General features: G+C 66.7%; 20 protein-coding genes. 11 read left to right on the top strand and 9 right to left on the bottom strand.

Annotation, left to right across the window (positions count from 1 at the left end):
- Positions 1–5: 5 nt before the first annotated feature.
- From GN331_RS07510 to GN331_RS07490, 5 genes are all read right to left on the bottom strand, one after another.
- Positions 6–740 carry a hypothetical protein gene (locus tag GN331_RS07510; protein WP_197427046.1) on the bottom strand — a complete coding sequence of 245 codons (735 nt, stop codon included), beginning with the start codon at positions 738–740 and terminating at the stop codon, positions 6–8.
- Between the two features lie 126 nt (positions 741–866).
- On the bottom strand, positions 867–1,715 hold the full coding sequence (locus GN331_RS07505) for a hypothetical protein (RefSeq protein WP_156641383.1): 849 nt from the start codon (positions 1,713–1,715) through the stop codon (positions 867–869).
- A gap of 12 nt (positions 1,716–1,727) precedes the next feature.
- Positions 1,728–2,561 carry a hypothetical protein gene (locus GN331_RS07500; RefSeq protein ID WP_156641382.1) on the bottom strand — a complete coding sequence of 278 codons (834 nt, stop codon included), beginning with the start codon at positions 2,559–2,561 and terminating at the stop codon, positions 1,728–1,730.
- A 13-nt stretch (positions 2,562–2,574) separates the two neighbouring features.
- Positions 2,575–2,916, bottom strand: a complete 342-nt coding sequence (locus tag GN331_RS07495) for a hypothetical protein (protein WP_156641381.1) — start codon at positions 2,914–2,916, stop codon at positions 2,575–2,577.
- A 104-nt stretch (positions 2,917–3,020) separates the two neighbouring features.
- The gene (locus tag GN331_RS07490) at positions 3,021–3,905 is read right to left on the bottom strand and encodes a DUF2785 domain-containing protein (protein WP_156641380.1); all 885 of its coding nucleotides are present in this window, start codon (positions 3,903–3,905) and stop codon (positions 3,021–3,023) included.
- Between the two features lie 98 nt (positions 3,906–4,003).
- Between GN331_RS07490 and GN331_RS07485 the strand changes: the two genes are divergently transcribed.
- Positions 4,004–5,812 carry a DUF885 domain-containing protein gene (locus GN331_RS07485; protein WP_156641379.1) on the top strand — a complete coding sequence of 603 codons (1,809 nt, stop codon included), beginning with the start codon at positions 4,004–4,006 and terminating at the stop codon, positions 5,810–5,812.
- Between the two features lie 21 nt (positions 5,813–5,833).
- On the opposite strand, the gene GN331_RS07480 is transcribed toward GN331_RS07485, so the two are convergent.
- Both GN331_RS07480 and GN331_RS07475 read right to left on the bottom strand, forming a co-directional pair.
- A complete protein-coding gene (locus tag GN331_RS07480) occupies positions 5,834–8,791 on the bottom strand; it encodes a DUF748 domain-containing protein (RefSeq protein WP_156641378.1) in 2,958 nt (985 codons plus the stop codon).
- An 85-nt stretch (positions 8,792–8,876) separates the two neighbouring features.
- Positions 8,877–10,499: a serine hydrolase gene (locus tag GN331_RS07475; protein WP_156641377.1), complete on the bottom strand. Its 1,623-nt coding sequence runs from the start codon at positions 10,497–10,499 to the stop codon at positions 8,877–8,879.
- Between the two features lie 105 nt (positions 10,500–10,604).
- On the opposite strand from GN331_RS07475, the gene GN331_RS07470 reads away from it, so the two are divergent.
- The 3 genes from GN331_RS07470 (at position 10,605) to GN331_RS07460 (ending at position 15,538) form a co-directional block, all read left to right on the top strand.
- Positions 10,605–11,447 (top strand): DUF72 domain-containing protein, encoded by an 843-nt coding sequence (locus tag GN331_RS07470; RefSeq protein WP_156641376.1) that lies wholly within the window; start codon positions 10,605–10,607, stop codon positions 11,445–11,447.
- 66 nt (positions 11,448–11,513) lie between these two features.
- Positions 11,514–14,189 carry a DUF2339 domain-containing protein gene (locus GN331_RS07465; protein ID WP_331713406.1) on the top strand — a complete coding sequence of 892 codons (2,676 nt, stop codon included), beginning with the start codon at positions 11,514–11,516 and terminating at the stop codon, positions 14,187–14,189.
- Entirely contained in the window at positions 14,186–15,538 is a 1,353-nt protein-coding gene (locus GN331_RS07460) for a DUF3999 domain-containing protein (RefSeq protein ID WP_156641375.1), read from the top strand. The genes GN331_RS07465 and GN331_RS07460 overlap by 4 nt, the downstream gene beginning before the upstream one ends.
- 1 nt (position 15,539) lies before the next feature.
- On the opposite strand, the gene GN331_RS07455 is transcribed toward GN331_RS07460, so the two are convergent.
- On the bottom strand, positions 15,540–16,433 hold the full coding sequence (locus tag GN331_RS07455) for a DMT family transporter (RefSeq protein ID WP_156641374.1): 894 nt from the start codon (positions 16,431–16,433) through the stop codon (positions 15,540–15,542).
- A 111-nt stretch (positions 16,434–16,544) separates the two neighbouring features.
- Here GN331_RS07455 and GN331_RS07450 point away from each other — a divergent pair, with 111 nt between their 5' ends.
- Positions 16,545–17,429 carry a LysR substrate-binding domain-containing protein gene (locus GN331_RS07450; RefSeq protein WP_156641373.1) on the top strand — a complete coding sequence of 295 codons (885 nt, stop codon included), beginning with the start codon at positions 16,545–16,547 and terminating at the stop codon, positions 17,427–17,429.
- A 55-nt stretch (positions 17,430–17,484) separates the two neighbouring features.
- Here the strand turns inward: GN331_RS07450 and GN331_RS07445 are convergent, their stop codons facing one another.
- The gene (locus GN331_RS07445; RefSeq protein ID WP_156641372.1) at positions 17,485–17,844 is read right to left on the bottom strand and encodes a TfoX/Sxy family protein; all 360 of its coding nucleotides are present in this window, start codon (positions 17,842–17,844) and stop codon (positions 17,485–17,487) included.
- A 17-nt stretch (positions 17,845–17,861) separates the two neighbouring features.
- Here GN331_RS07445 and GN331_RS07440 point away from each other — a divergent pair, with 17 nt between their 5' ends.
- The 6 genes from GN331_RS07440 to GN331_RS07415 all read left to right on the top strand — a co-directional run bounded on the left by GN331_RS07440 (position 17,862) and on the right by GN331_RS07415 (position 24,929).
- Complete coding sequence (locus GN331_RS07440; protein ID WP_156641371.1) at positions 17,862–18,845, top strand: EamA family transporter; 984 nt, start codon at positions 17,862–17,864, stop codon at positions 18,843–18,845.
- 34 nt (positions 18,846–18,879) lie between these two features.
- Positions 18,880–20,475, top strand: coding sequence for an ExeA family protein (locus GN331_RS07435; protein ID WP_156641370.1), 1,596 nt, complete (start codon positions 18,880–18,882; stop codon positions 20,473–20,475).
- Positions 20,476–20,480: 5 nt separating this feature from the next.
- Entirely contained in the window at positions 20,481–21,146 is a 666-nt protein-coding gene (locus tag GN331_RS07430; RefSeq protein ID WP_156641369.1) for a general secretion pathway protein GspB, read from the top strand.
- A gap of 179 nt (positions 21,147–21,325) precedes the next feature.
- Positions 21,326–21,721, top strand: coding sequence for a DoxX family protein (locus GN331_RS07425; RefSeq protein WP_156641368.1), 396 nt, complete (start codon positions 21,326–21,328; stop codon positions 21,719–21,721).
- A gap of 11 nt (positions 21,722–21,732) precedes the next feature.
- Positions 21,733–23,964: a M1 family metallopeptidase gene (locus tag GN331_RS07420; RefSeq protein ID WP_156641367.1), complete on the top strand. Its 2,232-nt coding sequence runs from the start codon at positions 21,733–21,735 to the stop codon at positions 23,962–23,964.
- Positions 23,961–24,929, top strand: a complete 969-nt coding sequence (locus tag GN331_RS07415; RefSeq protein ID WP_156641366.1) for a hypothetical protein — start codon at positions 23,961–23,963, stop codon at positions 24,927–24,929. Before GN331_RS07420 ends, GN331_RS07415 begins: the two co-directional genes overlap by 4 nt.
- Positions 24,930–25,103 lie beyond the last annotated feature (174 nt).

Genomic DNA, 25,103 nt, shown 5'->3' with positions numbered 1-25,103 from the left:
CAACCTCAGTCGTTGATGATGTCGAACAGCAGCGGCGATATCGCATCGCTCTGGCTGCAGACGTTGGTGTAGTCCATCTCGTCGTCGGGCGCCGAAAAACTGCTTGCAGACGTGGCGCGATCGCAGGACAGGGCGCAGGTGCCCGTTGCCCCTGCTTCGCTGGACAGGATCGCGTCGTGAGGCAGCAGGGCCGGCAGTTGTGCATCGGGCACGATGTTGGTCGCAGCCGTCGCGGGATCGTGGCGGTAGCTCGGGTTGGGATAGGGCGCGTCGCCCTCGCGAAGCGCGCCGTCCTGGAGCCACAGCGTCGTCGCGTTTGCGATGTTGCGTGAAGACACACGCGGGGCAACGACAGCTCGCTCACCGAGGATCGAGCGCGTGTAAAGCAGATACTCGAGCGCGTTCGCATGTTCCGGCGTGTAACCGGCGCGCGCGGTGCGCCCGGCGTCCATCGCGCTGTAGAAGGCGCCTGGGACGCTGATGTAATTCCCATCGGCGCGAATTGAGAAAAGGTAGACGCGACTTCCCGGTCCGCTCCACGGCAAGCCTTCGAGGTACCGGCGCGCGAACCGGAGTGCTTGTTCACGGTCCGTGGTCATGGCAACCAACGCCGGGCGCTGCGGGTTCGCGTTGTTGCACGGCAGGCCCGATGTCAGGGAAAGCAGGTCGCCGACCGTGCCGCTCGGCGTGAATCCCGTGTTGAAGGCGTCGTGCGGCGGCGTAAAGTCGACGCGATACACAAGTCGGATGGGCGTCGATGGATCGAAGCCGGGATTGATCTGCGCGGCAACTGGCAACGCAGAGGCGCACAGGACGAGCGCCAGGAACGCGCGAAGGTGGGAAGCCGGGTGCATCGCGCGATCTCCTTAGTCGTTGATGATGTCGAGAAGTAGCGGCGCGATGGCGTCGCTCTGGCTGCATTGCGCTGCGTAGTCGGTGTCGTCGGGCAGCGAGAAACTGCTGGCCGACTTCGCGCGATCGCAGGACATCGCGCACGTGCCTGTCGCCCTGACTTCACTCGAAAGAATCGAGAGCTGCGGTAACAGCGTCGGCAAGCCTGAGTCGGGCACGACGTTGATCGCGGCTGTCGATGGGTCGTGGACATAGCCGGAATTGGTGATTCCCACGCCATCCTCGAAAACCTCGCCGTTCTGGAGCCACAGCGCGGCTGCATTGGCGATGTTGCGTGGACGCACGTGCGTGGCAACAACAGCCTGTTCGCCGAGGATCGGACGCGTGTAAAGCAGGTACTCCAGCGCGTTCGCATGTTCCGGCGTGTAACCGGCGCGCGCTTCGCGCCCGGCATCGATCGCGCTGTAGAACGCACCTGGAACGCTGAGGAACTCCGCGTCGGCACGAATGGCGTAGAGGTAAACGGGACGATGCGGCCCGCTCCCGGGCGTGTTTTCGAGGTATCGGCGCGCGAACCGGACAGCTTGCTCGCGGTCCGCTGTCATGCTCACCCACGCCGGGCCCTGCAGGGGGATCCAGTTGATGCACGGGTGACCCGACGTCAGCGAGATCAGATCTCGGTCAACGCCGCGCGCGGTGAAACCTGCAATGAACGCGCTGAATGGTGGCGTCAGTTCGACGCGGTACACGACGCGAATCGGCGTCGAGGGATCGAAGCCGGGATTGATCTGCGCGACGGCTGGTAACGCAGACGCGCATAGAGCGACCACCAGGAGCGCCCGGACGTGGGAAGCCAGTTGCATTTGCGCGCTTCCTCAGTCGTTGATGATGTCGAGCAACATCGGCGAGAACCCGTTGCGCACCTTGCAGTGCGCCGACCTCGGCGCCACCGCCAACGGACTGCGCGACGAGGCACTTTCCACGGAACCGTCGCACGACATCGAGCAGGAGCCTTCGCTGTCCGAGTCGCTGTCGTAGTCGTCGCGAATCGACGCCGCGGGAACGAAGGCATGCAGATCGGCAACGACGTCGCTCGCCTGCGTATCCAGCGCCCGGTAACACGGATTGGTTGCGATGGTCCCCCGGACGAGGTTGTAGCCACCCTCGTTGAAGTAGACATTCTGCGCACTGACGATGTTCGCTGGCGCCACGTAATGCGCCACCACTTCCCGCTCGCTTCCCAGCAAGGTCGAGTACAACAGGTGTGCGAGGGTGTCCCCCTGCGCGCTTGTGTAGCCCTGTTGCCCATACCAGCCTGCAAACGCGGCGCTCTGGATGACGCTGCGCACGTCGAGGTAGGTCTCGTCGGGACGGATCGTGTAGATCCACATCGAATGCTCTGGCCCGTTCTCTTCAATGCCCTCCAGGCGCCCGGTCGCGAAGCCGATCGCGGTTTCGTGCTCGGCACTCATGCTGACCCACGTGCTGGCGCGTGCGAGGTTGGTTTCCTCGCACGACCCGCCCAGCGTGTGGGCGAGGAGGTCCATGTTGCTGCCTCGTCCGAAGAATCCGCTGGCAAACATGTCTTCCGGCGGCCGCGAGTCCGCGCGATAGACGAGCTTGATGGGCTCGGGCAGCGGTTGCGCGACGGCGTCGAGGGCTGGCAGCAGGCACGCCGCTGCCAGCAGCATCGAAAGGATGCGGGACATGTGCGCGCCGCCGTCAGCGGTAGATTTCGATTTCGTCGACGTCGTCGCAGTACGGGTAGTAGTGGTCGTACGCGCGGATCTTGAAGCCGCCGGCCATCGCGGTCATCAGCATCTTGTACAACCCCTCGCCCTTTCCTCCGTCATTGAGGTTGTACGTATTGTTCAGCGGCCGCCAAGCGTTGTTGTCGAGCTTGAAGTACACGGCGTTGCCGCCATCGCTGCCCATCGGCAAGGCCACGTAGCCGATCTTGACCGCGAGGACCTTGCGATCCTCGAAACACATCTGCTGCGCCTTTGCAGCAAACAACGGCGACATCCCAAGCGCCAGCACAACCAAAAGCATGATGCGTTTCATCAATCTCTCCGTAACGATGTGTGGGGTGCACACATCGTGCGGAAGACCGCATCACTCGCTCAATTCGCACGCGTCTCGCGAATCGTGCGATTCGTCGCCTACATTCATGGCACCGCTTTCAATCCCGCGACGACCGGTGCTTCAAGCGCCTGCAGTTGCGGATCCTCGCTGCGATCGGCTTCGAGGTACAAGCCGGTGAGGAACGCCAGCAGATCGTGCCGGCGCAGCAACCATCCGTTGTCGTTGTAATCCTTCGAGTCGCCGAGCTTCGGCGCGAGCGCGACGAACCACGCGTCCCATTCGGCGGGGGTGTGCAACTCGCGCTTGGCGATGAACATCACCGGCCGCGCGAGGCGCCCAGGTTCGCCATAGACGTACGCGTGCGGCGCCGACGGAACCACCTGCGTCGCAATCGCCGCAAGCATCCGATCCAGTTGCCCACGATCGAGCGCCGGATTCAGCGCCAGCTGCATCAGCCAATCGCTGCCATGCGCGACACCGTGGCGCCAGCCTTCCTTGTCGTCGAAGCCGCGATAGTCGGTCACCGATTCGAGATAGCGCGATGCGGTCTCCACCATCGCCCCGCGTTCTTCCGGCGTCATCCACGGCTTGATGCGATCGGTGCGCGCGACTTCCGACAACACCAGCGCGGCGAACGGGCGACGGAAACCCTCCGGATCATCCGCCTGCAACGCCGCGTACAAGCGATCGCGCAACGGACGCAACCCGAGTTCATCGATCTCGCCCGCACGCATCCAATGCGCCATCGCTTCGTACGCGATGCCATCGCGCAACTTCGGATCCGCATCGCCGAGACAATCGACCAGGCCTTCGGCGAGCACCTGCCGTTCGGCCGCATCGGGCACGGTCCACTTCAACACCTTGAGCGCTTCGAGTTGCTCGCGCGTCTTGCCCTCCGGCGGACACGCCGCGCGCGCCGGCGCGACGAACAAACCCAGCAACATCACGACGGCCAGCAATGCACGCATGGAAGTCTCCCCGATGAGTGGCGCCAGCCTAGCAGGCCCATGCGCGCGGGCGCGCGGGCCTTTATGCTCGGCCCCTTCTTCCCTGCCGGCCCTTCACGATGCGCCACAGCCTGCTCGCTGCTGCCCTTCTCTCTGCAACCCTTGCCGCCTGCCAGGGCCAGGCGCCCACGGCGCCGGCCGAAGGCACCGCGGCCACGGCCGCCTCGACCGAACAGGCCGACGCGAAGTTCAACGCACTCTCCAAGCGCTGGCTCGACGAGTGGATGCGCCTGAACCCGGTGAGCGCATCGCAGATCGGCGACCACCGCTTCGACGCGACCCTCGACGACTACTCCGCCGCCGGCCGCCAGGCGCAGGTCGACTTCAACAAGAAGCTGCTCGCCGAACTCGATGCGCTCGACCAGAAGACGCTCTCGCGCGAGATGCAGGTCGACTTGCTGTTGCTGAAGAACCAGGTGCGCGGCGACCTCTTCGCACTCGAGACCCTGCAATCGTGGGCGTGGGATCCGCAGCTCTACAACAGCCTCGCCGGTGGCGCGCTGTACAACCTGATGGCGCGGGATTTCGCGCCGATGCCCGAGCGCCTGAAGTCGGCGACCGCGCGCATGGAAAAGCTGCCGGCACTGTTCGCGCAGATGCGTGAAAACCTCGACCCGGCGCGCGTGCCGAAGATCCACGCAGAAACCGTGTCGAAGCAGAACGCGGGCGTCGTCGGCCTCGTCGACCAGTTCATCGTGCCCGCTGCCGATCAATTGCAGGGCGAAGATCGCAAGCGCCTGGACGCCGCCATCGCGGGCTTGCGCAAGGCGGTCGACGAACAACAGAAGTGGCTCGACGGCACACTCGTACCCAACGCGAAGGGCGACTTCCGCATCGGCGAAAAGCTCTACGACGAGAAGCTGAAGTTCGCACTGATGTCTTCGCTCTCGCGCGCCGACATCAAGCAACGTGCGGAATCCGAGCTCAAGCGCGTGCGCGGCGAAATGTACGGCATCGCCCGCACCGTGCTGAAGGACAAGCCGAACGCACCGGAAATGCCGGACAACCCGACGGACGACCAGCAACAGAAAGCCATCGAAGCCGCACTCGAACTCGCGTACGCCGATCGCCCGAAGCGCGAGGACGTCGTCGACTTCGCCAAGCAGACGCTTGCGGACGCGACGAAGTTCACGCGCGAGAAGCAACTGGTCACCGTGCCCGACGCGCCGGTGAAGATCATCCTGATGCCGGAATTCCAGCGCGGCGTGTCGGTGGCGTATTGCGATTCGCCGGGCCCGCTCGACAAGGGCCTCGACACCTACTACGCGATCTCGCCGATTCCCGAGGACTGGTCGAAGGAACAGGTCGATTCGTTCCTGCGCGAATACAACAGCCGCATGATCCACCTGTTGTCGATCCACGAAGCGATGCCGGGCCATTACCTGGAAGGCGCGCATTCGACCGAGAGCAAGGATCTGCTGCGCGGCGTGTTGCGTTCGGGCCTGTTCGCCGAAGGCTGGGCCGTTTACACCGAAGACATGATGGCCGACGCCGGTTACATGAATAACGATCCGCTCTTCCGCCTCGTGCAACTGAAGTTCTACCTGCGCACGATCGGCAACGCGATCCTCGACCAGGGCGTGCACGTCGACAACTGGACGCGCGAGCAGGCGATGGACCTGATGACGCGCCAGACCTTCCAGCAGGAACGCGAGGCGGCGGGCAAGTGGGTGCGCGCGCAATTGACCTCGGCGCAACTGCCGACCTACTTCGTCGGTGCGCAGGAACACTTCGACCTGCGCAAGGCGTGGGAAGCGAAGGAAGGCGCGAAGTTCAACGCGAAGGCCTACCACGACCAGGTGTTGTCGTACGGCGCGCCGCCCGTGCGTTTCGTCAGCGAGTTGATGCTCGACAAGCCGATCGAGTGATCGCGCGCGATGGACTGGCGCTCACTCGAGCGCCAGTTCCATGCGCACCTTGCCCTTCTCTTCCTGCGTCGACTTGGTCGCGTCGAGGAACACGCGGACCGGATCGACCTTCCCGTTCGCGAGCAACGCTTCCTGCACGGCCGCAGCGCGCGCTTTCGCGAGTTGATCCGCGGCGCCGGCGTCGGCGCGATAACGCGGGCGCAATTGCGATTCCAGCCATGCGACTTCCGACGAACGTCGCTGCGCCTTGCGTTCGCGGCGCGTCGGGTTCGGGTTGTCGAGGACGATCTCCACCTGCACCGGCACCGATGACGAAGGCGGCACGTCCCCCGCCTGCATCGCCGTCGCGTCCGGCGGCTCGGGGCGCTTGCCGAAATCGCGCTTGTACATGTCGGCGAGCACGTCGGCCTTGTCCTTGTCGTCGAGTTCCGCATACGGCGTTTCACCGTTGCGCGTGCCCGCGCGGAATTCCGCGACAGCGGCCTGGAAACGCTGGTCGTCGAGCGCCGCCTTGTCCGTGGCGCTGATCGGACCGGCGGGAATGTCCAGACGCAGCTCGGGCCGTTCGGCGAGGCTGTCGGCCAGCTTCGGCAACGCACCCTTCGCCTTGTCCGGCAGCGCGGGCGAGCCCGGCGCGAAGTCGACGTACTGCGCGTCCTCCGCACCCTGGAACAAGCCCGCGAGCAACTTGAACGGCGCGCTAACGATCTTGACGACGATGTTCTTCACGATCTGCCAGATGATCGGCCACAGGCGGAACTTCGGATCGTCGAGCGTGCCCGTCACGGGGATGTCGAGCTTGATCGTGCCGTTGCTGTCCTTGAGCAGCGACGTCGCCAGCCGCACCGGCAAGCTCACCTTTTCCTTGCTGTCGGTCGCCTGCCCCCACTTGAGTTGATCGATGACGACGTGGTGGTCGGCGACGAGGCGACGATTGTCGATCCTGTAGTCCAGCTCCGTCGTCAGCTTGCCTTTCGCGATCGCATAGCCCGCCCACTTGCCCGAGTAGGGATTGAAGATCGGCAGCTCGATGTTGCGGAACTGCATCGCCAAGTGCGTGCGTTCGTCGTAGGCGAGCAGGTTCGCCGAGCCCTTGATCGTCACCGGCGAGTAGCGGTTGATGACGTGACCACTGAGGTCGATCTGGCTCGCGGTGCGCGGCGCGGTGGAGATGTTCGAGATGCGTCCCTGCAAGGCTTCGATCTTCGCCTGGAAGTTCGGTTGCACGGAGAAGTCGGCGAATTGCATCGTGCCCGCGGCGAGGCGGACCTCGCCGACTTTCAGCGGCGGCAGCGTCGACGCGTTCTTCGCAGGCGTCGCGCGCGCTTGCGGCGTCGTCGGCGTCGCGGCGCCGAGTGTGTTCGCGAGATTGAGCGTGCCGTCGCGCTCGATGATCACGCGCGCGACGGGACGCTGGACCTTGATCGACCGGATCGCGATGTGATCGGGCGCCGCGGCGTAATCGATGCCGCCGACATCCACGCGCCCCCACGACAGGAACGGTTGCTTGTTCGCTTTGTCGACGAGATCGAAGTCCGCGATGCTCGCGTCGCCGTCGTATTCGAGTTCGGGGCCCGGCGCTTCCGCGGGGCGCAGTACGACGCGCCCCTTGGCGCCGACGTCGCCGGAACGCAGGTCGAGCGAGGGATAGTCGGGCAAGTACGCGAGCACGTCGCGCATCGGCAGGTCGGAGACCTCGACGTTCAAGTCCGCGGAGAACGGATCCGGAATGACCTCGCCGTCCAGTTTCAACGGCGCCTTGCCGTTGACGGTGGCGGTCACGGTGATCGGCAGCGCGTGCGCCATGTCGAAGCTCAGATCGCCCGCGGTTGCGTTCACCGAGGTCAGCGCGAATCGCGCGGCCGGCTTCACCGTGCGGTCTTCCAGCGCGATCTTCGCGTTGTCGATGCGCGCCTGCCCGACGTGCACACGCCATTCCTCGCCCGGCGTCGCCTTCGCCGCTTCGATGACCTGTCCGGTGAACAGGCGCCCGAGGCTGATGTCGCCGTTCGGTTCCATCCACGCCTCGACTTCGACACCGTTGGTCTGCAACGCACCGATCGACACCTCGCGACGCGCGAGCGACAACCGCGTGTCGGTCACCGTCGCCGACGGAACGACGACCCAATCGCTGTCCACGCCCTGCGCGCGCAGGCGAAGCTCGCGCGCCTCGATCTTCGGAAGCCGCGCATCGAGCTGCATGCCGCCCTGCTTCGGCAGCGCGAAGGTGTAATCGCCGCCCAGGTCGACGCGGCCTTTCGTCAGCTGGAACGGCAGCAGGTCACCGACGAAATCCGCGATCGTCTTCGACTGCAAGCCGCGCAACGTGAACGCGCCGCGCGAAGACACCGGCGCGAGCGACACCTGCCCTTTCCACGTGATCGCTTCACCGTCGTCGCTGCGCGCCTGCAACTGCGCGCGGCCGCCTTCGGCGGTCGTGCGGAAGTTCTGCAGGTCGAAGGCGATCGGTGCGAAGGCCTTGGTCGGCGCGCGCTTGGTGCGGGCATCGGTGAAATCGACCCGGCCGCCGGCGATCGTCAGATCTTCGATCAACGCATTCGGCAGCGGTTCGTTGGGATCGGTCTTCGGCAACAGGTCGGCGAGATTGAGCGAACCATCGGCGCGCAGGATGGCGCGCGCGTACGGCCGGTCGAGCGTCACCTCGCGCAGGATATGCATGCGCTTGAACAGCGACGCGGCCTGGTAGTCAGCCAACAGATAACGCATGCCGACGAGCGGCTTGCCTTGTTCGACGATCATCGCGTCGCGCAAGGTCAGCTTGAAATTGAACGGATTGAACGTGATTTCGCCGAGCTTCAACTCGCGATGCAGCGTGTCGTGCACGTAGGCCGTCGCCTGCGAACGGACCAGCCACGGCACGCCCCAGAATCCCAGCGCCGCGTAGGCGCCCAAGGCAAGCACGAGCAGGAGCGGCACCAGCACGAGGGGTGCCAGCAACAGCTTGCGCAGCGCGGCCATGCGCTTGATTCGCGCATGGCCGGTTATGCGCGCGTGAGCGTTTCGTTCAACGTCCCCACGCGCGCCGCCGCTGCGATCTCGTCGGTTATTCCTTGACGACCGGCTTCAGGCGCAGGTCCTGGAAGTCGAAGCTGAAATCGGTCAGCGGCGACATCGGATCCATGCGCACTTCCTGGATCTTGCCGTCGGCATCCAGGTCGAAGTTGACGAAGGCATCGGCGTTCAACCAACGCTGGCGCCAGCGCACGACGAAGGTGTCGTGCTGCCACGGCTCCATGTCGCCGACCATGTCCGGCGTCTTGGTGAAACGCATGACCAGCTTGCCGCCTTCGTTCTTGATGTCGATGTCGCCGTACCACGGGTCGCGATACGTGCCGGCGTACGATGCAAGCGGCAACGACGGCTTCGCGTTCGCATCGCGCGCGGCCACGTGCTTCTGCATGTCTTCGTCGGCCTTCGACTTCGACTTCGCCACGGCCTTGCTGTACGCGTCGAGCCAATCGTGCTTCGGCGTGCCCAGCATCGCGTCGAGCGCCTGCATCGTCACCGCGTTGAACGCGGCGCCGACTTCCTGGCTCGTCAGCACGATCACGCCGATCTTCTTGTCGGGCACCAGCGTCAGGCGCGAAACCATGCCCGGCCAGCCGCCGGTGTGCCAGACGAGCTTGTTGCCGCTGTAATCGGAGAGCTGCCAGCCTTCGCCGTAACCGAGGAAGTTGGGCTTGCCCGGGCGCAGTTCGGGAACGGAGGGATCGTTCACCGGAATCGGCGTGACGATCGTCCACATGCCCTGCTGGCGCTTCTTGCTGACGAGTTGGTGTTCCTTGCCCTTCGCATCGGTGTACGTGCCACCGGCCAGGTGCATGTTCATCCACTTGCTCAGATCGTGGACGCTCGAATAGATACCGCCCGCACCCGACACGTTGTGCCAGGTCATGCGCGGCGCGGGCTCCAGCGTCTTGAAATCGGCGAGCGCGTAACCGGTGGCGACGTTGTCGCCCGACTTCAGGCGATCGCTGTTGAAGCGCGTTTCGTTCATGCCCAGCGGCGTAAAGATGCGCTGGCGCAAAAAGTCTTCGTACTTCATGCCGCTCGCTTCTTCGATCACCAGCTGCGCAACGCCGAACAGGATGTTGTCGTACGCATACTGGCCGCGGAACGAACCGCCAAGCGGAACGTCCTTCAAACGGCGCGCGACTTCTTCGGTCGTGTACGTCGTCGTCGGCCAATACAGCAGGTCGCCCGCGCCGAGCGTCAGGCCGCTGCGGTGCGCGAGCAGATCCTTGATGCGCATCTCGCGCGTGACGTACGCGTCGCTCATGCGGAACCACGGCAGGTGGTCGATCACGCGGTCGTCGAGCGACAACTTGCCTTCATCGGCCAGCATCGACAGCGCGGTGGCGGTGAAGGCCTTGGTGTTGGAGGCGATCGCGAACATCGTGTGTTCGTCGATCTGCGCCGGCTTGCCCATCTCGCGCGGGCCGAAGCCGCGTTCGTAGACGATGCGCCCGTCTTCGACGATCGCGACCGCGATGCCCGGCACTTCGAACTGCTTGCGCACCGCGTCGACGTAGGCATCGAAGCCCGCTAGGCGCGCGTCTTCGGTCTGCGCGGTGGCGGCGGGCTGCGCGAGGGCGGCCTGCGCGTGCGCCAGGGTGGGCAGCGCGAATGCGGCGGCCAGTGCCAGGCACAAGGTCGAGCGGGTCATGAGTCGGGTCATGGGAAAGGGTGGTCCGAACGGAAAGGCCGAGTTTCCCGCAGCGTGGAGGCCGCGTCGATGTCCCGGTCGTCATGTCGCGCTACCCTCATGCGCATGGCCACCCCGCGCGCGAAGGATGCCGGCCTCGGGCTTGTCGCCCCGGGCCCGATCGACGGAATCCGCGTGGGCGTGGGCGGCTGGACCTATTCCCCGTGGCGCGAAACCTTCTTTCCCGAGGGTCTGGTCCAGCGCCGCGAGCTCGAGTACGCGAGCCGGCGCCTGAGCGCCATCGAGATCAACGGCACCTATTACAGCGCGCAGAAGCCCGACACCTACGCCCGTTGGCGCGACGAAACGCCGGACACCTTCGTGTTCACCGCCAAGGCGCCGATGCGGATCGTGCAGGCCAAGGTGCTGGCGAACACGCTGGGGCAGGCCGAGGCGTTCATCGGCGGCATCGCGACGATGGGCGCCAAGCTCGGCGCGATCTCGTGGCAATTCGAACGGAAGCTGGATCGCGAGGATTTCGCGCGATTCGTCGATGGGTTGCCGGCCAGCGTCGACGGTCGGCCCGTGCGGCATGCGCTGGAAGTGCGCGACGCCGAATCGGTGGACGCCACGCTCGTGGACCTTGCGCGCAAAAAGAACGCGGCACTGGTCTTCACCGATTCCACCGAATGGCCGTCGTTCGCCGACGTCACCGCGGATTTCGTCTACGCGCGATTGATGCGCGCGCGTTCGAAGATCGTGACCGGTTACACGCAGCCCGAACTCGCCGCCTGGGCCGAGCGCGCGCGCACCTGGGCGAAGGGCGGCGACCCCGAGGACCTGCCGCGCCTGACGGGCGCATCGAAGCCGGCCACGCAGCGCGACGTGTTCGTGTTCTTCATCAACGCCGACAAGGAACGCAACCCCGCGGCGGCGACCACCCTCATCGAATTGCTGGGCACCCGCTGACCCGATTTGCCTTCCGGCCTGCACCCTGATCGAATCCGGGGGGTCATCCAGGGGAAGGGGACGTCCGTGGGAAGTCTGTTGGGTCTGGCCGCGCTCGTGCTGGCCATCATCGCGCTCACGAACAACGGCAACGCGACCAAGCGCCTGGCGGCGCTGGAACGCGAGCTGCAATGGCTGCGCGAGCTGCTCGCGCAACGTCCCGGGGCACCGCCGCCGCAAGCGCAGGCCGCGCCGCCGCCCGCCCCGGTCGCGCCGCGCGAACCCGCGCCGGCACCGCCTCCCCCGCCACCACGCCCCACTCCCGCGCCGCCCTCGCCCACGCGCGCGGTGTTCGACGTGCAGGGGCCGTCCATCGAAACGACGCCGGGCGCGCCGACTCCGCCGCCGCCATCGCAGCCCAAGCCGCGACCGATCTTCGAACGCCCCGAACCCACGCCCGACTTCGTCGGCATGGGCATCGACAAGATCAAACGCTGGTTCACCGAAGGCAACGTGCCGGTGAAGATCGGCGTGCTCGTGTTGTTCGCCGGTGTTGCCGCGTTGTTGAAGTACGCGACCGACCAGGGCTGGCTCAACGCACCGATCGAGTTGCGCCTGTCCGCCGTCGCGGGCGCCGCGATCGCCGCGCTGGTGTTCGCGTGGCGCAAGCGCGAAGCCAACCGCGTGTTCGCGCTGAGTTTGCAGGGCGGCGCGATCGGCATCCTGCTGATGGTGGTGTTCGCCGCGTTCAAGTTGTACGGGCTGATGCCCGCGAGTGTCGCCTTCGCGCTCAGCACCGTGATCATCTTCGGCGCCGGCGTGCTCGCGGTATTGCAGGATGCGAAGGCGCTGGCGTTCTTCGCGGTGCTCGCCGGTTTCCTCTCGCCCTTGTGGCTCTCGACGGGTAGCGGCAACTACGTCGCCCTGTTCGCGTACTACGCGGTGCTCAACACCGCGATCTTCGCGATCGCGTGGTGGAAGTCGTGGCGGGTGCTCAACTTGCTGGGGTTCGTGTTCACCTTCGGCATCGGCGGTGCGTGGGGCGTGCTGGATTACTCGCCCGACAAGTTCTCCACGACCGAACCCTTCCTGCTGCTGTTCTTCGCGTTCTACCTGCTGATCCCGCTCGTGCATGCGATGCGGCAACCGATGGAGCGGCGCGATTTCGTCGACGGCACGCTCGTGTTCGCAACGCCGCTGGTGTGCTTTGCCTTGCAGGCCGGATTGATGCGCGGCGCGCGGATGCCGCTGGCGTTCGATGCGCTGGCGTTGGCGGTGATCTACGCGGGCTTGTCGTGGTTCGTGTTCCGGCGTGGTGCGAATCGCGTGCTCGGCGATGCGTATGCGTTGCTCGCAGCAGGTTTTGCGACGTTGGCCGTGCCGCTCGCACTGTCGGCACGTGCGACGGCCGGTGTGTTCGCGCTCGAAGGCGCGGCGCTGGTGTGGCTCGGTGTGCGCCAGCAGCGTCTGGTTCCGCAACTGGCGGGCTTCGTGTTGCACATCATTGCCGCGGGCGCGTGCCTGTACGCGTTCGACCAGGATCACGGCGTGGTCGGCCCGGCGATCGCCAACGGGCAATTCATGGGCCTGCTGATCGTGGCGATCGGTGCGCTCGCGACGGCGTGGGTGTATCGCCGCGACGAGCAACTTCCGCAATTCGCGCTGTATTACGCGTGGGGCCTGATTTGGTGGCTCGGCGCGATCACGCGGGAAGTGATCGAATTCGCGCCGAACGATTCGGAGCCCGACCTGCTGCTCGTTGCCTACGCGGCAACCGGTTGGCTTGCAGCCGAAGCGCATCGTCGTCGCCCGACGACGTCGCTGATCGGCACGGCGTTGCTGGCGATCGCCGCTGCGGTCCCGATGTCGATCCTGCAGACGATCGCGCACGAACATCCCTTCGGCGAAATGGGCGGCCTCGCTTGGCTCGCCTATGCCGTGTTCGGCATCCGCAGCCTGCATTGCCTGCGCACGGGCGAGCACCCCCTCGCCTCGTGGGCGCAGTTGTTGTGGTGGCTGGTGTGGCCCTTCGTTGCATCGCTCACGCTGTATTGGGTGGTCGACACGCTCAACCTCGCGCAAGGCTGGGGTGTTGCGGCGCTCGCGCTGCCGTGGCTGGCGATGGCCACCATCGCGCAGTGGCGTTGGCAGTGGCTCGCGATTCCGTTGCGCGAGCGCTTCGACAACATGGCGACGCTGTTGCCGGGTCTGGTGTTCCTCGCACTCGCGATCCTGTGGGTCTGCACCCTCGTGTTGCCGGGTGGCGCCAGTCCATTGCCGTGGATCCCGGTGCTCAATCCGATGGAAGTCGTGCAGCTCGCCTCGCTCGCACTGCTGTGGCACTGGTGTGCGTACGGCACCGCGCCGGAGTGGCTGGCGCGCATGCGCGTGTTGCTGACGGCCTTCGCGGGTTTCGCGTGGATCACCTCGGTCGTGTTGCACGCGGTGCACCACTGGGGCGGCGTGCGTTGGGACGCCGACCTGGTCGGCACGAGCCTGGCGCAAACCTCGCTGACGGTAACGTGGAGCGTGCTCGGCGTGATCGCGTGGGTGCTCGGTTCCAAGCGCGGCCAGCGTTCGTTGTGGCTCGCGGGTGCGTTGTTGATGGGCGTGGTGCTGCTCAAGCTGGTGGTGGTGGATCGCCACAATCTCGGCAACGCGCTCGGCATCGGCTCGTTCATCGCCTTCGGCCTGCTCTGCACGGTCGTGGGTTACTTCGCGCCGGCGCCGCCGCGCACGCAGGCTTCGGAGGCGACGGCATGAAGCGTTGGACCTTGCTGATCGCATTGCTGCCGGTGCTCGCAGTGGCGCAGGTGCGCGGGGATTACGCGCGGCAATGGTCGATCGCGTTGCCGGAGTCGGATGCGGGTGCCTATCGCGTCGATCTCGACGCGGACGTGTATCGCGCGATCACGTCGCCGTCGTTGCGCGATGTGAACGTCGTCGATGCGCAGGGCAAGCCGGTGTCGGCGGATGTGTTCGGACCGGATGCGCCGCTCGCGTCGCCGCCGCGCTTTGCGTCTGTGCCGTGGTTCGTCGTGCGCACGCCGCGCGGCGAGGACGATGGCGGGCTTGCGTTGATCGCGCGACGCGATACGACGGGTCGCATTCTGTCGCTCGAAGCGCAGCTCACCAACGGCACCGATGCGCCGGCGCCGCGCGCGTTCCTGCTGGACCTGAGTCGCTGGCCCGATGGCGTGGAAGCGCTGGTCTTCGATTTTCCGCCGGGTGCGGACGTGCAGGCCGCCTTCCGCGTGGAAACCAGCGACGACCTGCAGGTGTGGCGCACGATGCATCCGCGCCTGCAATTCCTCGACCTGCAGCAATCGGGCAGCCGCCTGGCGAAGAACGATATTCCGCTCGGCATGGCGGCGAAGTACGTGCGCCTGGTGCCGCTCGGCGATGAAGCCTTCGCATTCACCGGCGTGCGCGCGCGCATCGCGATGCCCGCAAGCGAGCGCACGTGGGCGTGGGAGACCGTGCAAGGGCGCGAAGCGCGCGACCACGGCAAGGTCGCGTACGAATTCGAATCGCCGGGGCGTTTCCCGGTGGAGCGCGCCGACGTGATCGCCGGTGGCAACGCGGCGGTCGAGTGGCGGCTGGAAAGTCGCGACGACGACGATGCGCCATGGACGTGGCGCGCCGGGCCATGGGTGGCGTTCCGCGTCGCGGCGCGCGATGGCGCGACGACGTCGGCGCCCGCATCGATCGGGGGTGCGCCGGTGCGTGATCGGCAGTGGCGGCTCGTTGCCGAATCCGGCACGCCCTCGGCGCCGCCTGCGTTGAAACTCGGTTATCGGCCGGAAGTCGTGGTGTTCCTCGCGCAGGGCACGCCGCCGTACGCGTTGGTCGCGGGCAGCGCGCGCGCCGTGCGTGGCGATGCGCCGTTGCCGCGCCTGGTCGATGCGATGCGTGCGTCGAAGGGCGAGGATTGGCAACCGATGCCGGCGACGCTGGGCTTGCCGACGGAACTCGCAGGCAAGACGGCACTCGAGCGGCCGACGACGCCTGAAGATTGGAAGCGCTGGTTGTTGTGGGTGCTGCTGGTGGTGGGCGCGGCGATCGTCGCGGGCTTCGCGATCACGCTGTTGCGCAAACCCCCGGTGAATTAGGTCACTTGGCCTTCTGGCTGAAGGCCACGCTGCCCAGGATCAACGCGCCGGACGCCAGCATCGTTCCGGTCACCGCTTCGCCGAGCAACAACCACGCCCACAACACCGCGAACAACGGGACGAGGTACGTCGTCGTCGCCGCGCGTGCAGGACCGACGCGCGCGATGAGGCGGTAGTAGAAGACGAACGCGAACCCGGTGCACAGCACGCCCAGCGCCGCGGCCGCGCCCCACGCCTTCGCGGAGATCGCATGGTCCGGCCACTGCGCGATCGCGAAGGGCAGCACCAGCAAGGTCGACATCCCGAGCGTCGAAGCGGCCACCGCCGCCGCCGGCAAGCCGGTGACGTGGCGACGCACGAGGTTGATGCCGAAGCCGTACAACACTGCCGCAGCGGTGCCCGCGACGACGGCCCAGCCGATGCTCGCGCCTTCGGTCTTGCCGCTCGCCAGGACGACCACGCCCGCGAAGCCGACCAGCAACGCAATCGTGCGACGCAAGCTGATTTTCTCGCGGAAGAAGAGAAAGCCCACGAGTGCGGTGAACAACACGGTCATCGAGTTGCAGATCGCGCCCACGCCCGCCGGCGAACGCTGCGCCGCCCAGGCGAACAACACGAACGGCACTGCCGAATTGATCGCACCGATCAGCGCGAGCTTCGGCCAGATGCGCAACGGAAATTGCGCGCGCGCCCGCCACAGGAACGGCAGCAGCACCAACGCACCCAGCGCGAGGCGCACCTCGACCAGCGCCGCGGCGCCAAACTGCGGCGCAGCGACGCGCATGAACAAGAAGGAGGCACCCCAGACGGCACCGAGCAGCCCGATCTCCGCGGGGGTGATCCAGGACGGCGTGGTGCGCGCTTCGAAAACGGGGGAGGACGCGAGCGAGTTCATCCGGGGCAGCCTCAAAAGATGCTCTTGTCAGACGGTGCATTGTCCGGGTTCACAATGGCCGGACAAGCGCATACTTTCGGCGCCAGACACAAATCAGATTTGAGGCTCGCCATGGTCCTGCGCCCCGATTGGCTCCCCGCCCTCTCCGCCTTCGAATCGGCCGCCCGCCACCAGAACTTCGCCCACGCCGCCGAGGAGCTGAACCTCACGGCCAGCGCGGTCAGCCACCACGTCCGCAAGCTCGAAGCGCGCCTGGGCATCTCGCTGTTCCAGCGCCACGCGCGCGGCGTGACGCTCACCGCCGAAGGCCGGCGCCTGGCCGACGCCTCCGGCAGCGCGCTCGCCGACATGGAAGTCGCGCTGCGCACGCTGCGCGGCGACCGCGACGAAGAACACCGCGTCCGCATCACCACCCTGCACTCGCTCGCCTATACATGGCTGCTGCCGCGGCTGCCCGACTTCGCGGCCAAGCACCCGCGCATCCGGCTGGCGTTCGATACCGAGACCGCGCTGACGCGCTTCGACGACGGCGGCCCCGACCTCGGCATCCGCCACGGGCCCGGGAACTGGACGGGCTTGTCGTCGCATCGCCTGATGGACGAGACCCTGTTTCCCGTTGCATCGCCGCGCATGCGGGGCATCGAAGCGATCGAAACGCCGGGCGACATCGCCCACGTGCCGCTGATCCTCGACCACGCGCGCCAGGGCTGGCACGACTGGTTCCGTTTTGCCGGCGTGCACGGCGCCGCGCTCAACGAGCATTACAGCTTCAGCGATACGACCGACGCGCTGCAGGCGGCCGTCGTCGGCATCGGCGCGGCGCTCGCGCGCCAACACGTCGTCGTGCCATACCTGCGCGATGGACGCTTGGTCGAACTCCCGGGCCCACGCATGCCGGCGCGATGGGGCTACCACGTGGTCTATCCGGCGCACCGGCGTCTTCGGCCGGCGGCGCAGACGTTCGTCGACTGGTTGTTGTCGGCGCCGGTCGCCTAATTGGTCAGGAACAAGCGGCACGCGCCACGCGACACACCGGAATGCCGCCGCCGGATCATTTCGCCGCCTTCTTCTTGGCGCGCTTGCGGCCGATCGGTTTGCGCAGCGCGGCTTCGTTCGCACGCCGCGCCCATGGCAGGAAGGCCTGCGCGGAATCCATCGCCTCGGCCGGCAGCGACCAATAGGACATCGGAACCGACTTGCCCCTGGACTCGTAGACGAAGGGCGCGCACCCCGCGGCTTCGAACGCCGGCCGCGTTTGATCGTCGGCCTTCAGGTACAGCGCGTCGTCGATCACGATGCCGATGATGCGCCCTTCGAAATACACCCCGTGTCCGCCGAACATCGCGCGCGTGGAAATGGGGCCGAAGTCTTCGGACAACTCGTGCAGGTATTCGAGGAAGTCCTCGCTCATGTCGCCATAATAGCCGCATGCCCCACGCCCCCGCCCTGTCGCCCGAAGCGCGCGCCGCGCGCTCGAAGGCCTTCTTCCAGATCCACCTGTGCGTGGTGCTCTGGGGCTTCACCGCCATCCTCGGCAAGGCGATCACGCTGCCGGCGTTGCCGCTGGTGTGGTGGCGCATGTTGTTGGTCGTCGGCGCGCTGCTGCTGATCCCGCGCGTGTGGCGCGGTGTGCGCGCGATGTCGTGGCGGCTGCGCGGCGCATATGCCGGCATCGGCGTGCTGGTCGCGCTGCATTGGCTGACGTTCTACGGCTCGATCAAGTTGTCGAACGCCTCCGTGGGCGCCACGTGCATCGCGCTCGCCACGGTGTTCGTCGCGATGATCGAACCGCTGGTCGCGCGCACGCGTTTCTCCAAGCGCGATCTGTTCCTCGGCATCGCCGTGTTGCCGGGCGTGGCGCTGGTCGTCGGCGGCGTGCCAGCGGGCATGCGCGCGGGCATCGCGGTCGGTGCGTTGTCGGCGTTCTTCGTCGCGATCTTCGGCGCGCTGAACAAGCGGCTGGTCGAACATGCCGATCCGCTCACCGTCACCACGCTCGAACTCGGCGCCGGCACGATCGCGCTGACCGCGCTCATTCCGGTGTTGCCGCTGATCCCGGGCACGGCCGGCGCATTCTCGGGCGAGGTCTTCGCGTTGCCTGGCGCGCGCGACCTCGGCCTGCTGCTCACGCTGTCGCTGGTGTGCACGCTGCTGCCCTTCGCCCTCTCGCTGGCGGCGTTGCGGCACATGAGCGCATTCGCGCAGCAACTGGCGGTCAATCTCGAACCGGTCTACGCGATCGTGCTGGCGATCCTGCTGCTCGGCGAGCAGAAAGAACTCACCCCGGCCTTCTACGCGGGCGTGGCCATCATCCTGGCCGCCGTGTTCATCCATCCGCTGATGGGGACTTCCAAACCGTTGGCGCACCCCGAGGTCCTGGCGGCCTCCGAATCCAAGGGCGCGGCCGAATAGCACACCCCGCCTGGTTTCTGGCACGCTGCACGGCATGTACCTCGAGCACTGGTCACTGCGGGAACCGCCGTTCTCGATCACGCCCGACCCGCGCTTCGTGTTCCTCAGCGAGCGCCACCGGGACGCGCTCGCGCACCTGTTGTTCGGGATCGGCCAGGGCGGCGGTGGCGGCTTCGTGCAGCTCACGGGCGAAGTGGGCACCGGCAAGACCACGCTGTGCCGCCTGTTGATGGAACAACTGCCCGAGAACACGCGCGTCGCGCTGGTCCTCAATCCGCGGCTGTCGGCGATCGAATTGCTCGAAACGCTGTGCGAGGAATTGCACCTCGACATCGCGAACGCGCGCGGCAGCACCAAGGCGCTGGTCGATGCGTTGAATGCATACCTGCTCGATGCGTACGCCAAGGGCCTGCGCGTCGTGCTGATCATCGACGAAGCGCAGAACCTCTCGGTCGACGCACTCGAACAAGTGCGCTTGCTGACCAACCTGGAAACCGACACGCAGAAGCTGCTGCAGATCATCCTGCTCGGGCAGCCGGAACTGCGCGAAATCCTCGCGCGCAGCGACATGCGCCAGCTCGCGCAGCGCATCACCGCGCGCTATCACCTCATGCCGCTGGATGCGAACGAAACCGGCGCCTACGTGCGGCATCGGTTCCGCATCGCCGGGGGTTTGCATTCGCCCTACTCGGCGGGCGCGATCGCGCGCATCCACAAACATTCCGGCGGCGTGCCGCGCCTGGTGAACGTGATCGCCGAGCGCGCGCTGCTCGGCGGTTACGCGCACGACAGCCTGACGATCGAACCCGCCGACATCGATCGCGCCGCACGCGAAGCGCTGGCGCCGAAGCGTCGCGATGCACATCCGATGCGCTGGGCGGCCGCGGCGAGCCTCGTGCTCGTCGCCGCGATCGCGTGGTTCTTCTGGCCACGTACGCCGCCGGCCGAAGCGCGCGCGACGCCGGTGGCGAAGGCGGTCGTTGCGAAGCCCGCGCCCGCGAAGTCCCCGTTCAAACCCGTTCCGGTGCCGACGCTTGCGGCCGACGCACTCGCCGCGCGCGTGCAGGCGATCGATGCGAAGGATGTATCTGCGTGGCAGGCGCTGCTGACACAGTGGCAATCGAAGGCCGATGCGACGCTTGCGGCAACGTGCCCGCCCGCGATCGAACCCGGCCTGTATTGCCTGCGCGGCACGGCGAGCCTGGACAAGTTGTTCGCGCAAGGTCGACCGGCGTTGCTGCGCTTGCGCGCGAATCGTTCGTCGACTTGGGCGCTGTTGCTCGGTGCCGATGCCGTGCGCGCACGCGTCCGCTTGGGCAACGAGACCTTCGACATCGAGCGCGTCGCGCTGCAGAACGCGTGGACGGGTGAATACGCCGCGTTGTGGCGCGGACCGGAGACGCTCGTCGACGCGCCCTCGTCCGATGGTCGCGGGCCCGCGGTCGATTGGGTGCACGCACATCTGCCCGGCTACACCGGACCGGCCATGCTCGACGAAGCGATGCGCAACGCGGTCCGCGGCTTCCAGCAATCGCGCGGCCTTGCCGCCGATGGCGTCATCGGGCCGGAAACATTGCTCGCGCTCGCCGCGCGCGACCCCGGCCCCCGCCTTCGCACGACTTTGGACTGACGCCGATGTCGCTGATCCTCGAAGCGCTGCGCAAGTCCGAAGCCGAACGCCGGCGCGCGGTCGTGCCCGATCTGCTCGCCGAACCCGCGATCGCCGCGCCGGTCGCGACATCGACGCCGCAACGCTGGCCGTGGATCGCCGGCGGCCTGGCGATTGCCGCGTCGCTCGCCTGGTTCGCGATGCGCGACCGCGTGCCCGCGCCGATCAGCGTGGTGCCGGCGGCCGATGTTCCGGTCGTCGAGCAACCGGCGTCTGCGACACCTGCCGATACGCAGCGCGCCGCGCCTGCGTTGCGTCGCCCGATCGTCGTCGCCCCGCCCGCGCCTGCGAAACCCGCGCCGGCCGCCGACGTGGCAATCGCCGACGCACCGCCGCCCGCACTCCAACCGCCGCCGCGCCTCGAACCCAAACCCGCACCCGCCCCACCGCCGGTCGCGCTCGACACGACCGAACGCGTGTCGGACCTGGGCAGCGAAGACCGCAAGCAACTGCCGCCGCTCAAACTGAGCATGCACATGTGGAACGATGTTGCAGCGCAGCGTTTCGTGATCATCGATGGCACGCGCTTGCGTGTCGGCGATCGTCTCGGCGCACTCGTCGTCGCCGACATCCTGCCCGACGGCGTCCTGCTGGATTGGAACGGACGGCCGCTGAAACTGCCGTTGCGCTGATCGCGACAACGCGCCTCGTGCGCATCGCGCACTTCCGCCGCAACCGCGCACCCCGATCCCGCATCCTCCAACGGCCCCCTGCATGCGACAGCAGGCGCGCTCGGGGCTATGCTCGGACAGTCGCCGGCCCGACAGGGGCGTTGGGGCCCGGTGCTTACATTCCATCCAAGGGGGAATCGATGAACCAAAACACCCAGAACGATCTCGGGCGCCTGATCCTGCGCGTCGTGCTCGGCCTGCTGATCCTGCTGCACGGTATCGCGAAGTTGCGTGGCGGCATGGGCGGCATCGTCGGCCTCGTCGAATCGCACGGTCTGCCGGGCTTCCTCGGTTACGGCGTGCTGATCGGCGAAGTGCTCGCGCCGCTGATGCTGATCGCGGGCTTCTATGCACGCATCGGTGCGTTGCTCGTGGCCGCCAACATGCTGTTCGCCTTCGCGCTCGTGCACATGGGCGAGATCGGCCACCTCAACGGCCAGGGCGGTTGGGCGCTCGAACTGCAGGGCATGTTCCTGTTCACCGCGATCGCGCTGGCCCTGCTCGGGCCCGGGCGTTACAGCGTCAACGGCCGCTGAGGACCAACGCAATGCATCCATCGATCCGCATTCCGCGCTGGGCCGTCGGCCTGGCGCTCGCGAGCGCGTGCGTGCTCGTCGCCACCGCGCAGGTTGCACCGGCGCCGGTCGCGCCGGCCGCCGACGCCCCTGCAGTCAACGAGAATGTCGTCGACGACATTCCCTTCGCCTCGCCCAATCCCACCGCCGTCACCGTGCCGAGCGCACCGAACGCGTGGGGTGGCCCGCGCACCGGTAGCGAGGAAACGCTGTCCGATCGCGTGGCGAACTACAAGATCCAGGCCACGCTCGATCCGAAGAAGCACACCATCGACGGCAAGCAGCAACTCACCTGGCGCAATCGCAGCGACCGCCCGGTGAAAGCCGTCTACCTGCACCTGTACCTCAACGCGTTCGAGGGCCCGGGCAGCACGTTCAACACCGAGAAGCGCAACAACCGCTTCGGCTTCCGCAGCGAAGTGGAAACCGAGGAAGGCGGCTACGGCTACACGCGCCTGACCAAGGTCGCGCAGAACGGCGCCACCGTGCCGTGGTCCTACGTGCATCCCGATGGCGGCCCGTCGACCGACCGCACCGTCGTGCGCCTGGATCTGCCGGAAGCCGTCGCCGCGGGTGGCACGACCACCATCGACATGGACTTCTTCAACCAGCTGCCGCGCGTCAGCGCGCGCACCGGTTACTTCGGGACGTTCCATCTCGTCGGCCAGTGGTTCCCGAAGATCGGCGTGCTCGAACTGCCGGGCGAACGCGGCGCCACCGCACCGCGGTGGAACGTGCACGAGTTCCACCTGCACAGCGAGTTCTACGCCGACTACGGCCTGTACGACGTGTCGATCACCGCGCCGAAGGACTACACCATCGGCGCGACGGGTGAGCTGCAGGGCACGCCGGTCGAACACAAGGGCCTGTTGACGCACCGCTACGTGCAGGGCGACGTGCACGATTTCGCGTGGACCGCCGATAACCGTTACGCCAAGCCGCTCGACGGCGTCTACAACGGCGCGAACGGCCCGGTGAAAGTGCGCGTGCTCTACCACCCGGAATACACGAGCAACGCAAAGCCCGTCCTCGACGCCACGATCGAATCGCTGACGTACTTCTCCAAGACGCTCGGCGACTACCCGTACAAGACCGTCACCGCCGTCATTCCGCCGTACAACGCGGGCGAAGCCGGCGGCATGGAATATCCGACGTTCTTCACTTCGGAAAGCTACAAGGACGTGCGCGAAGGCCGGCTTGAACGCTACGCGCTCGACTTCGTGACCATCCACGAATTCGGCCACGGTTACTTCTACGGCATCCTGGGTTCGAACGAATTCGAAGAGCCGATGCTCGACGAAGGCCTGAACGAATATTGGGACCACCGCCAGATCGTCGCCGCCAACGACCGCGCGACCGCGCAGACGTGGTTGACGAAGCTGATCGGCGTCGACATCGCGCTCGGTGAATTCGAACAACAACGCCTGGGTGCGATGTTGTCCGACCCGGCCGATCCGGTCGGCAACAGCTCGTGGGATCGCATGTCGAGCAACAGCTACGGCACGGTCTACGCGCGCACCGCCACCGTGATGCACGACCTCGAACAACAGGTCGGCAAGCAGGCGCTGGAACGCGCGTTCAAGCAGTACTACGCCGCGTGGAAGTTCCGTCATCCCTCGATCGCCGATTTCCGGGAATCGATGGCCGAAGGCACCGGGCAGCGCGCGCTCGTCGAGAAGGTGTTCGCCGAGCAGGTCTACAACGTGCGCAAGGTCGACGACCGCATCGCCGAGTTCGAAAGCGACGAGATCCTGCCGGAGCCGGGCCTGGTCGAGGTCAAGGGCGCGGTGGTCGAGCGCAAGGCGACGGAGATCGACAAGTCCATCGACGACGCACGCGCTGCGTGGGAGAAGGCGCATCCGAAGGCGAAGAAGGGCGAAGGCCCGTTCGAATACGCCACGCGGATCGTCGTGCGTCGCGCCGGTGCGGTCGTGCCGCAAAACGTGCTCGTGCGCTTCGCCGACGGCTCGTCGCAGACGCTGCGCCTGCCCGGCACCGGCGACAAACGCTGGGCGCGCTGGCGCCTGGTGAGCAAGAGCCAGGCGGTGTCGGTCGAATTGGATCCGGAGCGCCGCGTGTTCCTCGACAAGGACAAGATCGACGACAGCCGCACGCTGGAAGCCGACGGTACGGCGGCGCGCCGCTGGTCGGCGGACATCGCCGCGTTCTTCCAGTCCCTCTTCGCCCTCCTGGTGACCGCATGAACACGAACGATCGCAAGTTGGGCGCAGTCGGCGCCCTGATCGGCGGCCTGGGCCGCGCGTTCCAATGGCGCCTGCTGGTGCTGTGGGCCGCGGGCCTGTTGCTGCCGACGCTGGTGGCGGTGCTGCCGATTTCGATGGCACTCACCGAGCGTCTGGAGTACTCGGTGCACGCGAAGGACATCGCGCAGCGGTTCGACCTGGCGACGATCCTCGAGGTGTTCCAGCCGCTCGTGAAGGAACAGAGCGCCGCGCTCAATGCCGCGGGCTTGATGGGCCTGGTGATCGCGCTGCTGCTCTCGCCGTGGTTGACGGGCATGGTGGTGGCGTCGATTCGCGCGGGGCAGTCCTTGCGCTTCGGCAACCTCATGCAGTTCGGCCTGCGCGAGTACGGGCGCATGGCGCGCATGTTGGCCTGGGCCATCGTGCCGCTGGGCATCGCGTTCGGCCTGAGCGCGCCGGTGAGCACGTGGGCGCAACACCAGGGCGAGACGGCGATCCTGCAGTCCAACGCGGACAACGCGTCGTTGATCGCCACCCTCGTGATGGCGGTGTTGGTGTTGTTCGCGCACGTCACCATCGAATCGGGCCGCGCGATGTTGGCGATAGATCCGTCGCGTCGTTCGGCCGTCAAGGCATGGTGGCGCGGGGTGAAGTTGTTCTTCCGTCGGCCGTTGGCCGTGTCGGTGGTGTATCTCGGCACCATCCTGGTCGGCGAAGGTTTGGCGATCGCGCTCGGGCTGGCACGCACGCGCGTGAGTGCGGCGTCGGTCGGTGGGTTGCTGCTTGGGTTCCTCCTCATGCAGTTGGTCGTGATGGCGATCGCGTGGGGACGCATCGCGCGCCTGTACGGCTTGTCTGCGCTGGCGCGCGATACGCAGGAGCGCACGGTGCGCAAGGTGCCGAAGGAAGCACCACCTCCCGTCGTGACGGCGGAAGCCGCGAACGAATCGATGGCGGTTGCCTGAGAACGGTGGGATGAGTCCACCTCCCCTCCAGGGGAGGTCAAAAAGAAGCCCGCCACATGGCGGGTTTCTTTTTGGGTGGGGTAACGCCGAGGTGCAGTACGTAGAACCATTCGTCATGTTGCGCGTGCGCCGACACCAGATGGGCGCATCGGCACGCCGTACTGGATGTCCTTT

The organism is Noviluteimonas gilva (assembly GCF_009740395.1).
GTDB lineage: Bacteria > Pseudomonadota > Gammaproteobacteria > Xanthomonadales > Xanthomonadaceae > Noviluteimonas > Noviluteimonas gilva.
Note: the sequence above shows the minus strand (reverse complement) of the source record. Positions and strands in the feature narration are given on the sequence as shown.

Bases quoted from the DNA above. Each gene is read 5' to 3' on its own strand.
- GN331_RS07505 (WP_156641383.1), bottom strand. From the start codon at position 1,715: ATGCAACTGGCTTCCCACGTCCGGGCGCTCCTGGTGGTCGCTCTATGC.
- GN331_RS07500 (WP_156641382.1), bottom strand. From the start codon at position 2,561: ATGTCCCGCATCCTTTCGATGCTGCTGGCAGCGGCGTGCCTGCTGCCA.
- GN331_RS07490 (WP_156641380.1), bottom strand. From the start codon at position 3,905: ATGCGTGCATTGCTGGCCGTCGTGATGTTGCTGGGTTTGTTCGTCGCG.
- GN331_RS07435 (WP_156641370.1), top strand. From the start codon at position 18,880: ATGTACCTCGAGCACTGGTCACTGCGGGAACCGCCGTTCTCGATCACG.
- GN331_RS07425 (WP_156641368.1), top strand. From the start codon at position 21,326: ATGAACCAAAACACCCAGAACGATCTCGGGCGCCTGATCCTGCGCGTC.
- GN331_RS07420 (WP_156641367.1), top strand. From the start codon at position 21,733: ATGCATCCATCGATCCGCATTCCGCGCTGGGCCGTCGGCCTGGCGCTC.
- GN331_RS07430 (WP_156641369.1), top strand. From the start codon at position 20,481: ATGTCGCTGATCCTCGAAGCGCTGCGCAAGTCCGAAGCCGAACGCCGG.
- GN331_RS07485 (WP_156641379.1), top strand. From the start codon at position 4,004: ATGCGCCACAGCCTGCTCGCTGCTGCCCTTCTCTCTGCAACCCTTGCC.
- GN331_RS07460 (WP_156641375.1), top strand. From the start codon at position 14,186: ATGAAGCGTTGGACCTTGCTGATCGCATTGCTGCCGGTGCTCGCAGTG.
- GN331_RS07440 (WP_156641371.1), top strand. From the start codon at position 17,862: ATGCCCCACGCCCCCGCCCTGTCGCCCGAAGCGCGCGCCGCGCGCTCG.
- GN331_RS07470 (WP_156641376.1), top strand. From the start codon at position 10,605: ATGGCCACCCCGCGCGCGAAGGATGCCGGCCTCGGGCTTGTCGCCCCG.
- GN331_RS07495 (WP_156641381.1), bottom strand. From the start codon at position 2,916: ATGAAACGCATCATGCTTTTGGTTGTGCTGGCGCTTGGGATGTCGCCG.
- GN331_RS07455 (WP_156641374.1), bottom strand. From the start codon at position 16,433: ATGAACTCGCTCGCGTCCTCCCCCGTTTTCGAAGCGCGCACCACGCCG.
- GN331_RS07475 (WP_156641377.1), bottom strand. From the start codon at position 10,499: ATGACCCGCTCGACCTTGTGCCTGGCACTGGCCGCCGCATTCGCGCTG.
- GN331_RS07445 (WP_156641372.1), bottom strand. From the start codon at position 17,844: ATGAGCGAGGACTTCCTCGAATACCTGCACGAGTTGTCCGAAGACTTC.
- GN331_RS07450 (WP_156641373.1), top strand. From the start codon at position 16,545: ATGGTCCTGCGCCCCGATTGGCTCCCCGCCCTCTCCGCCTTCGAATCG.
- GN331_RS07480 (WP_156641378.1), bottom strand. From the start codon at position 8,791: ATGGCCGCGCTGCGCAAGCTGTTGCTGGCACCCCTCGTGCTGGTGCCG.
- GN331_RS07415 (WP_156641366.1), top strand. From the start codon at position 23,961: ATGAACACGAACGATCGCAAGTTGGGCGCAGTCGGCGCCCTGATCGGC.